A 13,453-nucleotide genomic window follows, 5' to 3' on the forward strand; every position below is an offset into this window, starting at 1 on the left:
CCCAAACTATGACCTTCAACAAGTACATCTCGCATCCGGCTAAGACCGAGGACGGCGAGCCGACGCTCCTCATCGGCGAAGGGGGACGGTTCGACAGCGATGGACACCTCCGGACGGTCGCCGACCGGGTGGTGGAGGCGTGCTACGGGCAAAGACTGGCCGATGGCACGCCGGCGGAGGCAGTCGCGGAAGTGGTTGGCCTCATCCACGACTTCGCCAAGTTGACTCGATGGGCGCAGAAGCACCTCCGCGACGAGCCCTTCAAACACTCCGACGAGTATCGGTACCACGCCTTCCCGAGTGCCCTCGTCACCCTGTACTGCCTCCAGAAGTGCCGTGACGACGTCGGTGCCCACGCGGCCGAGGTGGCCACGCTCGTGGTCGCGGGCCACCACGACACTCAGTCGCCCCCGGAGTCCTCCAAACTGGCGGAGAACTACGGTCGAACCACCGCCGAAGTTCGAGAGAACTACGAGCGCGTCAACGACCAGTTGGAAGACATCGGCGACGAGGTGCCGGAGCGCGCCGACCACATCATCCGCACGGCGACCGACGGTACGGGGTCGTGGGAGGACTTCCGCCAGTGGCACGACGACCGCACAGAGCCCGTCGGCGGCGCCCACGACCAGCAGATGTACTTCGCCCGGATGGATGATGGAGACACTGAAGCCGGCTACTACGGGGACGTGGTTCGGCTCTGGACGGCACTCAAGTTCGCCGACCAGACCGCGGCGAGCGGGATCGAAGACCACGACCTCGGCGGAACGTTCCCCGAGCAGAGCGATCTCAAACGGCACGTCGACGACCTCGAAGAGGGCGATGGCGTGCTGGCGAATCTCAACGATCTCCGAGACCGGGCCAGACGGGACGCGACGGAGAACGTTGAGGCCCTCGTCGAATCTGACGACGTGGGCCTGGTCACGCTCCCGACGGGGTTTGGGAAGACCTACACCGGGCTCTCGGCTGGCCTCCGCGCTGCAGACATCAACGACAGCAGGCTGGTGTACGTCCTCCCCTACACGAGCATCCTCGACCAAACCGCGAGCGAGATCCAGTCCGTCTTCGGGGTCAGTCCCTACAGTCGAGCGTTCACCCTCCATCACCACCTCTCGAACACCTACACCGGACTCGGCGACCATTACACAGACGCCGACATCGGCCGCTCGCCGGGCGCCCTGCACGCGGAGTCGTGGCTGAGCGGGCTCACCCTCACCACCACCGTCCAACTATTCGAATCACTGGCGGCCCCGACGGCGCGGCAGGCCACCCGTGTGCCGTCCCTCCACGAGTCCGTCGTCGTGATTGACGAGCCACAGGCCATCCCCGAAGACTGGTGGCAGATCGTCCCCGTGCTCGTCGAACTGCTCGTCGACACCTACGACGCCACCGTGATCCTGATGACGGCCACACAGCCCGGCCTCGTCGAGTACGGTTCCGACGAACTCACCACACGGGAACTCACCGACGACACCGATCAGTACACGGACTTCCTCGCCGATCACCCCAGAGTCACCTACCGACTGCACGACACCGTCCGAACGGACCTGGGTGACGAGTACGCAACGCTCGACTACCCTACCGCAGGCGGTCGGATATCCGAGGCAGCAGAAAACGGAAGGGATGTCCTCGCCGTCTGTAACACGCGGGCGAGCGCCGAAGAACTCTACCAGCACGTCACGCCGATGGTGGGTGTCGAAGGGAACGCACCGGTCGAACTCGGTCGCCACCTCCACGACGATGTGGAGGAGACCGGCGAATTGCCGAGCCCCGTCGCACTCCGGCGACTCGCACTCGATGCCGTGGCCGAGCAGGAAGCCGACACCGTCTACGCGTTCCTCTCGGGCAATGTGCGCCCCGACGACCGCAAGCTGCTCATCGACGCCCTCTATGACGACGAGGCGGGCGATGAGAATGACCCCGACCCGCTCCTCGACGGCGACGAGTCGGTCGTCCTCGTCTCCACGAGCGTCGTTGAGGCCGGCGTCGACGTGAGCTTCGACACCGTGTTCCGCGACTACGCCCCCATTCCCAACATCGTCCAGTCCGGCGGGCGGTGCAACCGCTCGTTCGGCGGCGAGACCGGCGATGTGGTCGTCTGGCGGCTCGCCGAGCCGGAAGACGGTAGTGCCGTTCCCTCGCTGGTGATCCATGGCGGTGACGGCGGCGACGCGCTGCCGCTCCTGCGGGAGACCGGACACGTATTGCGGCGATACGCGGCGGACGGCAGCATCGACGAATCGACGATGGTCTCCGACACTGTGGGTGAATTCTACGAGTCACTGTTCGAGGGGGAGCTGGACCCCGGGAATAAGCGGCTCGCAGACGCTGTCGCCTCGGCATCGATGTCCGAGTTAGAGGGCGAACACATGATCGACGAGATTGAGGGATACGAGGACGTGATCGCCTGCCTCACCGACGAGGAGCGAGGCGACCTGCTCGTCGACGATTTTGGCGCGGGCGATATAGGAACACATCCGGGAGCGCAGGTTAATACCGACCCAGACGCGTGGACGAACGAGGTCACGATCGGAAACTCGCGGTACCTGCTGGTGGACGCTCGCGATGCGCCCTATCACCCCGTATTCGGCGTTCGATGACCGAATTGTCTCAATCAGATCGTCACCAACAGCGGCATGTGATCGCTCGCGTCAATCCAGTCGTCGTATCCACCGACCGTCACCTCAACATCCGACTCCATCAGTCCTCGCGGGACGAACGCGTAGTCGATGTGGTAGGGCCGTTCCTCTTTCTTGTGCATGTAGAACGTTGCCTTCGTCTCCTCGCCGAACTCGTACTACACACGGCGTGGTATGCGCTGCACAGCCCGTTCTGGTTCAACACCCCTCGTACGTCGGCGAAGTCGCCACAGAGCGGACTATATCCGGCTCAATATCGAGTAGCTGATGCTGCTTCTTTCGGAATGCTTGGTTGCAGTTCCACGTAGCCAGTTTCACATCCAGTATCTTTCTGCCAGATAATTCAATCTAAGGAGTGATCAGATCTGCCACAGTATTGCTTTGATTTCCTCGTCTGTGGGAGTACTATCGGACATATACGAACAATAGGTGTTGATGGTCTTTCACTTTCTAAAACGGCCTCCCAGACGCCTGGTTCCCTCAACCAGAATGCGGTTTACGCGTGGCGTTCGCCGACTCGTCGGACTACCGCGCCCACCCAATTATGATACCGTACTGCCAACGCTGGCACACGAATGCCGGCCGACGACCGCACCGTCGACCCGCGCGCGCCGCTCCGGCAACTGGTCTCGATGGAGCGGGACGTGCTCGTCCTCTCGGCGGCGATGTTCGCGTTCAGCCTCGGCTTCCAGATGACCAGCCGGTACGTGCCGCGGTACCTGAGCGTCCTCGGTGCGGGCGCGGGTATCATCGGTCTCTACGGCAGTCTCGGCAACCTCATCAGTGCCGTCTACCCGTACCCGGGCGGAGCCGTCTCCGACCGCCTCGGCTCGCGGCGCGCGCTCACCGCGTTCGGCTTCCTCTCCGCGCTCGGGTTCCTCTTCTGGCTGCTCGCACCCCGACTCGGCACCGTCGCCGTCGGCCCGCTCGCGGTGCCGCCGTGGACGTGGATTTTCGTCGGCCTGTTCCTCACGCAGGCGTGGAAGTCGTTCGGCCTCGGTGCGACGTTCGCGGTGGTCAAACAGAGCGTCCCGAACGAGGAACTCGCGGCCGGCTTCGCGAGCACGGAGACGTTCCGCCGCGTCGGCTTCCTCGTCGGGCCGCTGCTCGCGTCGGGGCTCATCGCGTACGCCAGCGACTTCACGCTCGGCTTCCAGTGGGTGCTCGCGGCCGCCGTCGCCTTCGCCGCCGCCGGCACCGCCGTCCAGCACTTCCGCTACGACCCCGCTGCGGACTCCATCGGCGAGGAGTTCGAGGGCGTTCGGCAGGTCCTCGACGACCTCCGTGGACTCCCCGCGGAACTCCGGCCGCTGCTCGTCGCGGACGTGCTCGTGCGGTTCGCCAACGGGATGGCGTACGTGTTCTTCGTCATCGTCGTTACGGAGTTCCTGAACGGCGGGGACGGCGTTGGATTCACCGGCTTCGGCGTCTCGCTGAGCCCGGAGGCGTTCTTCGGCGTGCTGCTCGGCGTCGAGATGCTGGTCGCGTTGCTGTCGATGCTGCCGGTCTCGCGGCTCGCCGAGCGCGTCGGCCTCAAGCCCGTCATCGCAGTCGGCTTCGCGGTGTACGCGACGTTCCCCGTGCTCCTCGTCAACGCGCCCGGTGACCAGTGGGTGCTCGTCGCGCTGTTCGCGTACTCCGGCCTCCGGTTCGCGGGTCTCCCCGCGTACAAGGCGATGATCGTCGGACCAGCGGAGAAGGAGGCCGGCGGCCGCGTCACCGGGACGTACTACCTCGTCCGGAACGCCGTCGGCATCCCGAGCACCGCCATCGGCGGCGCAATCTACGCGTTCTCGCCGACGCTGTCGTTCACGCTCGCCACCGTCGTCGGCCTGCTCGGAACGGGCTACTACGTCGCGTTCGGCCGCGAGTTCGTCGCGTACGCCTAGAGCGCCAGCGTCACCGACGCCGTGTCGAGGAACGCCGTCTCGTAGCCCTCGTGGCGCGCGACCTGCGGCGGCGTCCGCACCGAAAGCGTGAGTTCGCTCCCGGCCTCGACGCTCGGAACCGCGGCTCCGTAGTGATAGCCGAGGTCCGGGCTGAGCGTCCGCGCCAGCGCGCCCTCGTAGACAGTCTCGCCGTCGCGTTCGAGCGTCGCGTCCAGCGCCATCCCCGAGAGCTCGTAGCTGTTGTAGCGCGTTCGCGCCGACACTGCGAGATACGCGTCCTCCGGCCTGCCAACGCGCTCGGCGGACGCGAGGCCGGTGACGACGAGGTAGGCGTCGTCGATAGCCGCAGTCCCGCGAACCGTCCCCGGCAGGTCCTCGGGAGCGGACGCAATCGACTTCAGGTAGCTGGTTGTCCGGGGCGCGAGCGCGCCCGGTTCTCCCGCCTGTTCGATGGGTGTAGAGCCGACTCGTGCGCGCGTCTCCTCGGTGAACTCGACAGTCATCTCGGCGGTCTCCGCGCTTTCGAAGCGCCCGTCGAACGCGCCCGTGGTACGCGCTGTGATGCCGCCGATGGAGACGTTCGCGGTGTACGTGCCGTCGCCGGCGAGCCCGAAGTTCCCGCCGTAGTGGAATCCCATCGGCTGGGAGAGCATCGGATACATGACCTCCTGCGCGAGGAACTCCGCGCGCTCCAATTCGACGGAGACGCCCGCATCCGGCAGCACGGTCCCGGTCTCGTCGTCCCAGACGACCGCCATCAGGTGGATGGCGTTCTCGCTGGTCTTCGCAGTCTTCGAGCGCTCCGTGTTCGTCAGCGTCCAGAACGTGTGCGGCACCGTGAACATGAGCGCGACCGTGTAGTCGCCGACGGTCGTCGTCCCCTGCATCGCCATCCGCTCCTCGAAGGACTGCACGTAGACGCCCTCGGGCTTTGTGCTGGTCGTTCCCGCGGGCGTCGTCGCTGTCGCGTCCGTGCTCGTGTCGCCCGTACAGCCAGCGAGGAGGGTCGAAGCGGCGAGGCCGGAGCCGAGCGCGAGGAACCGTCGGCGGCGCATACCCCAGACGGGAGGCGGCGAACCCATAGCCCCTGTGGTCCTGCGCTCCAGAAGCGTTAACCTCGCGTCCCGGGTAGACGCCGGCATGCGTCGCGCCGCCCTCGCCGCCCTCCTCGCGCTCGCGCTCGTGGCGTCCGCCAGCCCCGTCGCCGCGCACGGCAACCACGTCGAGGTCGATAGCCAGCACTCCGCAAACGGCACCGTCGTCGTGGAGGCCGTCCGCCCGCTCACGGACGGCTTCGTCGTCCTCCACCGCGCGACCGAGGACGGCGAAATCGGGAACCCGGTCGGCCACAGAAAAATCGACTTCGACGATGGCTTCCAGCAGAACGTCCCCGTCGAGATGGACGCCGACGCGTGGGCCGACTGGCCCGCCAACGGGTCGCTGTGGGTGGTGTTCCACGCGGACCGCGACGACGATGGCGAGTTCGACCCCGGCGTCGACGAGCGCGCGTCGGCGTTCGGCGCGACGACCAGCCAGTCGGTGACGCTCGCCAAGCGCGACCAGCCAGCCAGCGTCGTCGCCGAGCGCGCGCAGGCCCAGCAGACCGCGTCCGCGACAGCCACCGTCGACAGCGCCGTGCTCCCCGACGACGGCTTCCTCGTGCTCCGGACGGAAACCGGTACGGACGGCCGCGTCGTCGGCACGAAAGCGCTCGATGCCGGCGCTCACGCGGACGTCAGCGTCGACTTCGACTCGTCCCTGTTCTCCGAGAACCGTTCGACAGTCGGGCTGTACGCGCAACTGTACACCGACGACGGCGACGGCGAGTTCTCCGAGCGTGACCGGCTCGTGCGCGCCGGCGACAGTCCCGTGAGCACGTACTTCCTCGTTTGGCAGGTCGATGAGAATTTGGCGACCACCACGAGCGAACCGGTCGTGCAGACGCCCGCGAACGACGACAGCGTCGTCACACCCACGGAAACCGCCGACGCGACCACCAGCGAGTCCGGCACGTCGGTCCTCGGCTACGGCGTCGTCCACGCTATCGCGGCGCTCGCACTCGCGGCAGTCCTGCTCGTCCGGCGGTAGTGTTGCTACCCGGACTTACTTCGGCCGGTGGCCGCTATCCGGGCACGCATGATTGTACTCCACGCGACCTTCCCCATCGACCCGGCGCGCCGCGAGGACGCCCTCGACCTCGCCGACCACCTCGTCGAGGAGTCGAACCGCGAGGACGGCGTCGTCGACTACCGGGCGGCCGTCGACGTTCAGGACGAGAACCGGATTCGATTCTTCGAGCAGTACGAGGACGAAGCCGCCGTCGAAGCCCACGAGAACAGCGAGCACTTCCAGCGATTCGAAGAAGAACTCCCGGACTTGCTCGCAGGCGAACCGGAAATCCTGAAATTCGACGTCAGCGACGCCACCGAACTCGACCTGTAGTCACGGGGAAGGTTCGGGGAGCGCGCGCAACGCCCGCGGCGGCACGAGGAAGTAGCCGCGCCGGCGCACGAAAATGTACTCCAAGAGTCCGTTGTTGACGCGCTGCCGGACGGCCGGCGTCACCTCCGTCACGTCCGTGCCGTTCATCGCGCGACGCACGTCCTCGAACGTCGAAATCTCGCGCTGGAGCGACGGGAAGTGGAGGCTCGCGACGGCGCGGTCGGAGCCGATGTCGTCCGTGGATTCGAAGTGGCGCCGGAGCACGCGCACGTTCCCATCGCTGTCGCGATTCGCACGGGCGGCTTTCTGCGCGTGCCCGACGCGGCCGTGCTCGTGGGCGTGGTCCTCGACGTCGTCGACGTAGTCGTCCACGCGGCTGTTCGCGCCGAGGTTGTTCCCGACGCCCTCCACGAAGCCGTCGGCCGCGTGGCCGGGGCTGAACAGTTCCATCACGCGCTCGTCGTAGTTCTGCTCGCCGTACCAGTCGTCGAGGCGCTGGCGGAGGTTCGAGACGACTTTCGTGGTGCCGCCCGCGAATGGCCCTGACTGGATGGTGACGTAGTCCTCGGTCGCCTGATTCTCGCGGAAGCCCGCGGTGAACCCCATGAACAGCGGCGACTTCTCTGGTACCGGCTTCGAGCCTGGGATGCCGGCGGCGTCCTGGTGCTCGGCGGGCATCCCCGCGCCGACGAAGCCCGTCCGCCGCGAATCGACCGAGAGTACGTCAATCAGCGCCGCATCGACGCCAACACCGTTGGCTTCGTCGTTTCCCCCCGTGAGCGCGTGTTCGGCTTCGAGCACAACGTCTGCGCGGTCGCTGGCGAGGTGGACGAGCACGTCCTGTGTGTCGAAGACCGGGTCCTCGAACGGCGACAACGGCTCCGGCTGCGGGAGGTCGACGCCCGACAGCGCGCTGTCGAAGCGCTCGAAGTACGCCGGCGAGTACGCCACCGAGAACAGCAGGCCGTCGCTGGACCACTCGTAGGCCTCGTCGAGCACGGCGAGCGCGCGTTCGACGGTCTCGCGGTCGGATTCCGTGGGCTGCCCGTCGCGGTCCAACGAGAGGTAGAGGAGCGTCTGGTGGCGCGGCAGTTCGACGTTTCCGTGGTTGTCGGCGCGCACGTGGTCGTTCCACGCGTGCTGGCGCGCCGGCTTCGACGCGGGGGAGCCACGCAGCGGCCTCTTGTCGGGTTCGAGGTCCAGACACGCAGCGAGGGCGGCCGTCGAGCCGGTAGCGACGGCAGCCTTCAGCACGTCGCGGCGCGACCAGTCGGAGGACGGCATTCGGCGTGGATTCGGTCCGCCGCGGCTTGGGTGTTGTCGTTACTGCATTTCGAGCCGGGCGCGCGGCTCAGGAAGTGGACGACGGTCCCGAGCGATTGTAGACCGCTCGCGGAGAAGTGCGCCAGCAGGCCGCTAAAGTGCTATTTGTGGACGATTTCGTCGAAAAGACGACCACGTTCCTCACCCCCATTCGATATATCAACATGCAATTTACGTATTGCCGTTCCAACGTCACGTCAGCGAGTACACGTTCGCGAGGTAGACCTCGCGGACCCGATCGCCCCAGTTGTGGGTGTACGTGTCGATGATGTCGTCGGCAACGTCGCCGCGGAGATACTTCACGATGCCGCGGTCACCGGTGCGGTCCCGGAGGTGTGTCGTGAAGAAGTGACGGAAGTAGTGGGGCGTGACGTTCTCGGCGGCGTCAGCACCGCTGCGGTACCAGCCCGCGCGCTCGGCGTGCTCGCGGACGAACGACCGCACCATCTCCGGCGTGAGTCGCTGGCCCCACGCGTCCCGCGTGCTCGCGAACAGTGGCTCCGCCGGCGACGGCGTGTCCGGGCGAATCGCCAGCCAGCGCACGAGTGCGCCCCTCAACTCCCCGTCTACGGGGACGAGCGTCGCGCGCTTGCGCTTGTTCGACGCCGTCCGCTCCTCGGCGTTCGTCATCTCGCCACGGCTCACGTCCGGGTCGACGAACAGCGTGTCCAGCCGCCCGTCCAGTTGCGCGCGCGTCCCGAGGTTGTAGGCAGCCTCGACCGCGGGCGCGTCCAGAGCGAGATCACGGATGTCGAGATTGCAGAGCTCGCCCACGCGCAGCCCGGTTTTCAGCAGTGTGAGGACGACCGCTCGCTCCAGCGGGTGCGTGATTCCGGCCACGAACGACCGCATCTGGGCTATCGAGACCTCGCGGCGAGTCGGGTCCGTGTCGATGGCCTCGTCCATCTCCTGGGTGACCAGCGTCATCGGGTTGCCGTCGAACTCCCCGACCTGGGTCATGTAGCCGTAGAACCGATTGAGATACGAGGCGTACGTCGCGACGGTGCTGTCGGCGTGGTCGCCGCGGAGTTCGTGTACCCACGCCAGGCAATCCCGACGGTCGGCCTCCGCGGGCTCGGTCCCGGTCTCCGCGAGGAACGCCTCGAACTCCCGGAGGACGCGGCCGTACGCCTCTCGTGTGCGCTCGGACTTCCCGTGGTAGGCCATGTCTTCGAGGAAGTACTCGATCGGGTCCTCGGCGTCGTGGCCGCGCCCGGCGTCGACAGACCGCTCGCTCATCGGTCCTCCTGACGGACGTAGCCACCCTGCCGCGGGTCGTGGCGAATCTTCCCGCCCTCGACCAGCGACTGCACCGCGTCGTCGAGGCGGTCCTCGAAGTCACCCGAGAGTTCCTCGACGAGTCGGTCCCACGACACGACGTCCGCCGCGGACACCGATTCGAGAACCCGGTTTTCGAGGCCGCTCCCCCCAGGGGTAGCGTCCCCAGAACCACCTTCCTCGTGGTCGTCCAGGAACCCTCGTCGCCCGGCCTGCACCATCGTCCGCAGGTACTCGCTCTGGGACATGTCGAGCTCGTCGGCGTGCTCGCTCCACGCCGATTTCTGCTCGGTCGGCACGTACGTCTTCGCGACCGCGCGGTCGTCACCAGTCATACTCCCCGCATTTCCGCCCGGCAACTTCAGTGTTCCCCCACACACAGATAAGGTGCCTTATCGTCTGAAACAGCACCCTATAAGGGGTAAATACAGTACTACTTTGAATGATTTGCAGAGCCAAAGAACCGGTTAGAACGATATTTGCTTTTGGTGGGTGGTGCTTATTTCCGTGATATAGAATTCACCGTCGTTTCGGTTCTCCGATCACTCGCGAGCAACCGAGTCGAATCCTCTCGCAGTAGTCGTCGTTTTCCCTCGCGTCGTCGAATCGAACGGCTTCGATACAGCCGGTGCTGATTGAAGAACTCGCTCACAATCACTCGGTCCGCGCTCAGTCGGAACTCGTTCTCGAACGACTGTTCGACCCGTCGGAACGAATCTCGTCACGAATCTGACCTAGCTCAGTCCAGGAGGAATACACGTTCGGGGGACGTTGGATTGCTGCGATTAGAGTCGACCGTACGAGTTCAGCTCCCCACATCGAGAAGCGCACTAACCTGTGGAGTCGTTCGAGACCTCGTTCGAGGAGCGAGTAGTTCTGATGGATAGCCCGGAGTGCGCGCCACGTCGCTTTCGACGCGCTAAGGTACCGAATCGACGAGTGAGGCGTCACTCCATCGAGTGGCGACGACGAGACTCTATCACGCGCAGCAGCAGCGACCTCGTTGCTTCTCCGTCGCCCGGTTCACGAGGAGGGAGACCGCCAGATGGAACGATTCTCGCTGGCGTATATGGAAAAGCCGCTGTCACGCCGTCTCGAAGACGGAAATCTACTGAGGTTCGTCGAGCCCCTCGAAAACGGAAGTATAGACCGGGGCTACGCAGGGAGGGTCTCGGGACCTCGCATCCCCGCGTGCTACGCTTCGATTGCTCGAACACAGGCCGACTCGCACGGGCACACTCCTACCCGAAACTCGTTCTTTCGTCGGCTGTGCCTGGAGTTAGCGGAGGGTATCGAAATGACTGGCTACGATGATGTCGACGACCGAACGCGCTCTCGCATCTATTCAGCGGCGATTTCGTGCCACTTGATAGCACGTTCGTCGACGCGCCGGTTTCTCGTGCCCCGCACGCCGAACGAATAAATTCTATTTCGCTATATCAATTCTGGGTTCGAAAGCCACCCGTCGCCGCCACCGAATCCAGTCAGCACGAGCGCTAACACAGTCGTTATCGCGAATCAGCGCTCGACGCGTCCGCGTAGCGACCACGCAGCGGTTCGCCGAAGCGCGGCCGTTTTCGAACCACGGGAGCCGAACGTATTCGGCATTCGTACTCTTTTCCCGCCGACAAGTGCCCGTTCAAACTCCTTAATGTGGTGGTATCCATCCTAATACTGGTCGCACACTAGTCAGAACACGATATTATCGCCTAAACGTCAACGCGTAGGTTAATGTGGTTGGTAGCGCTCGATTTTCGCGTATCGATGTGGCCTCACATCCAGGGTAGCGTAGAATCAGTGGACGAACGGTTTAGCGAAATCGAATTTGTTGGACGTTCGGGTGAAACTGAGGGGGTAGCATGGCGCTGATACGGATGACCAAGTACCGGACGCTGTTGCTCGCGACCATCGGGTTCAACTTCTCGTTTCTCATCTGGTTCTCGTTCGCGCCGTTCACGGAGCCGATGGCCAACGAGTTCGGGCTGTCGCTGGCGGAGATCGGCCTGCTCGCCAGCGCGAACATCTGGCTGGCACCGTTCGGGCGCGCGCTGACCGGCTGGCTCTCGGACAAATTCGGCGCGCCGTCGGTGTTCGCCATCGTGTTGGGGTACGTCGGCGTGTTCTCCATCGCGTCGGCGTTCGCGCAGTCCTACGAGGTGTTCTTCGTCGAGCGCCTCATCGTCGCGACGGCGGGCATCACGTTCGTCGTCGGCATCCAGCACGTCGCGGAGTGGTTCGAGGAGGAGAACCTCGGGCTCGCGGAGGGCATCTACGCGGGCGTCGGGAACGCTGGCGCTGCGGGTGGCGCGCTCATTCTCCCGCGCGTGTTCGGGACGAACTGGAACGGCCCGCTGTTCTCGACGAACTGGCGGGCGGCGTTCTTCTACACGGGCATCGTCTCGATTCTGCTCGGGGTGACGTACTTCACGCTCGGGGAGGCCGCCAAGAGCGAGGAGAAACGCCAGGCGACCAAGGACAGCGCGAGCTTCGGGGGCTGGGTGCACACCGCCACCCGGTACGGGACGCTCGTCCTCGCGCTCGCGTACGTGATGACGTTCGGCCTCGAACTGTCGATGAACGGCTGGCTCGCGACCTACTACCGCGAGGGATTCGACACGAACAACCTCGTGCTCGCGAGCACGTTCGCGGCGACGTTCTCCGTCGCGGCAGGCCTGCTGCGGCCCATCGGCGGCTACGTCAGCGACCGGCTGGCGCGCGCCGAGCGTAACATCCTCCCGTTCTTCACGGGCCACTACCGCGAGCAGTGGACGTTCACGGCGATGTCGTTCGTCGTCGTCGCGATGTTCGGGATGACGCTCGCCGGAATGTCGGGCGAGGTGTTGCTCGCGGTCGGCGCGGGGTTCCTCGTCGGGATGGGTTGTGCGTTCGCGGAAGGCGCCATCTTCGCACAGGTGCCCGCGATGTTCCCGAACAGTTCGGGGGCGGTCGCGGGCGTCGTCGGCGGCGTCGGCACCATCGGCGGCATCGTCTACCCGCTGGTGTACTCGGCGCAGTTCATGCCGAACCTCCACACGGGCTACTCGGTGGTCGCGGCGTCGATGATTCCCATCCTGGTGTTGACCGCGTGGGTGTTCCAGCCGAGAATCGCGAGCGTCGCCAACGAGGCCGGCTTCGGCGACTCGACGTCGTCGGCGGTCGAAGCGCCGGGTGACGACTGATGCGGACGGGGCTCGTGCTCGCGGGCGGCCACTCGACGCGCTTCGGCGAGGCGGACAAGTCCGTCGCCGCCGTCGACGAACAACCGATGGTGCGCCGCGTCGCCGAGCGAGTCGACAGTGTCACCGACGAGCTCGTCGTGAATTGCCGGGACGAGCAGCGCGCTGCGATTACAGAGGCCCTCGACGGCCTCGACTATCGGCTGGCCGTCGACCCGATTCCCGACGAGGGCCCCGTTGCGGGAATGCGGACCGGGCTCCGGGTCGCGCGCGGCGACGCGGTCGCCGTCGTCGCCTGTGACATGCCGCTGGCCGACCCGGAGTTGTTCGAGCGACTCTTCGAGCGTGCGGACACCGCCGCGGTCCCGCGTGCAGACGGCCACCTCCAGCCGCTGCACGCCGTCTACGGCCGCCACGCGGCGCGGTTCGCGTGCGACCGGACGCTCGCGAGCGGGTCGCGTCGGCTGGCCGAGGCGCTCGCGCGCCTCGACCCAGTGGTCGTCGACGTCGCCTCGGAAGACCCGTTCACGAACGTCAACACGAAGGGTGATTTAGTGGGCGTACGTGGGGCACTCGGCGGGTAGGTGGCAAATATATCTGTATAAGGTCCTTTAGATTCTGACGTTCGTCTGCATACACATACCGTAATTTGACTTTTTCAACGATGACCTTTATTATCTAGACGAGAGACTCATCTGACTGTACTAGA

General features: G+C 65.4%; 11 protein-coding genes. 6 read left to right on the forward strand and 5 right to left on the reverse strand.

What is annotated here, in order from left to right:
- Positions 1 to 8: 8 nt before the first annotated feature.
- Entirely contained in the window at positions 9 to 2,597 is a 2,589-nt protein-coding gene (locus LT974_RS05230; protein ID WP_232589635.1) for a DEAD/DEAH box helicase family protein, read from the forward strand.
- A 14-nt stretch (positions 2,598 to 2,611) separates the two neighbouring features.
- On the opposite strand, the gene LT974_RS05235 is transcribed toward LT974_RS05230, so the two are convergent.
- Positions 2,612 to 2,758 (reverse strand): hypothetical protein, encoded by a 147-nt coding sequence (locus tag LT974_RS05235; RefSeq protein WP_232589637.1) that lies wholly within the window; start codon positions 2,756 to 2,758, stop codon positions 2,612 to 2,614.
- 453 nt (positions 2,759 to 3,211) lie between these two features.
- Between LT974_RS05235 and LT974_RS05240 the strand changes: the two genes are divergently transcribed.
- The gene (locus LT974_RS05240; RefSeq protein WP_232589638.1) at positions 3,212 to 4,525 is read left to right on the forward strand and encodes an MFS transporter; all 1,314 of its coding nucleotides are present in this window, start codon (positions 3,212 to 3,214) and stop codon (positions 4,523 to 4,525) included.
- On the opposite strand, the gene LT974_RS05245 is transcribed toward LT974_RS05240, so the two are convergent.
- The gene (locus LT974_RS05245) at positions 4,522 to 5,580 is read right to left on the reverse strand and encodes a DUF7350 domain-containing protein (RefSeq protein ID WP_232589639.1); all 1,059 of its coding nucleotides are present in this window, start codon (positions 5,578 to 5,580) and stop codon (positions 4,522 to 4,524) included. The two genes, LT974_RS05240 and LT974_RS05245, sit on opposite strands and share 4 nt — an antisense overlap.
- Before the next feature lie 85 nt (positions 5,581 to 5,665).
- Here LT974_RS05245 and LT974_RS05250 point away from each other — a divergent pair, with 85 nt between their 5' ends.
- Positions 5,666 to 6,613, forward strand: coding sequence for a DUF7282 domain-containing protein (locus tag LT974_RS05250; protein ID WP_232589640.1), 948 nt, complete (start codon positions 5,666 to 5,668; stop codon positions 6,611 to 6,613).
- Positions 6,614 to 6,661: 48 nt separating this feature from the next.
- Positions 6,662 to 6,967 (forward strand): putative quinol monooxygenase, encoded by a 306-nt coding sequence (locus LT974_RS05255; protein ID WP_232589641.1) that lies wholly within the window; start codon positions 6,662 to 6,664, stop codon positions 6,965 to 6,967.
- On the opposite strand, the gene LT974_RS05260 is transcribed toward LT974_RS05255, so the two are convergent.
- The 3 genes from LT974_RS05260 to LT974_RS05270 form a co-directional block, all read right to left on the reverse strand.
- Positions 6,968 to 8,251 (reverse strand): twin-arginine translocation signal domain-containing protein, encoded by a 1,284-nt coding sequence (locus LT974_RS05260; RefSeq protein WP_232589642.1) that lies wholly within the window; start codon positions 8,249 to 8,251, stop codon positions 6,968 to 6,970.
- A gap of 231 nt (positions 8,252 to 8,482) precedes the next feature.
- Positions 8,483 to 9,529, reverse strand: a complete 1,047-nt coding sequence (locus tag LT974_RS05265) for a tyrosine-type recombinase/integrase (RefSeq protein WP_232589643.1) — start codon at positions 9,527 to 9,529, stop codon at positions 8,483 to 8,485.
- Entirely contained in the window at positions 9,526 to 9,903 is a 378-nt protein-coding gene (locus LT974_RS05270; RefSeq protein ID WP_232589644.1) for a DUF5805 domain-containing protein, read from the reverse strand. The genes LT974_RS05265 and LT974_RS05270 overlap by 4 nt, the downstream gene beginning before the upstream one ends.
- Positions 9,904 to 11,427: 1,524 nt before the next feature.
- On the opposite strand from LT974_RS05270, the gene LT974_RS05275 reads away from it, so the two are divergent.
- Positions 11,428 to 12,747, forward strand: coding sequence for an MFS transporter (locus tag LT974_RS05275; RefSeq protein ID WP_232589645.1), 1,320 nt, complete (start codon positions 11,428 to 11,430; stop codon positions 12,745 to 12,747).
- The gene (locus LT974_RS05280; protein ID WP_232589647.1) at positions 12,747 to 13,328 is read left to right on the forward strand and encodes a molybdenum cofactor guanylyltransferase; all 582 of its coding nucleotides are present in this window, start codon (positions 12,747 to 12,749) and stop codon (positions 13,326 to 13,328) included. Before LT974_RS05275 ends, LT974_RS05280 begins: the two co-directional genes overlap by 1 nt.
- Positions 13,329 to 13,453 lie beyond the last annotated feature (125 nt).

The sequence above is a fragment of the Halobacterium noricense genome (genome assembly GCF_021233435.1).
Lineage (GTDB): Archaea > Halobacteriota > Halobacteria > Halobacteriales > Halobacteriaceae > Halobacterium > Halobacterium noricense.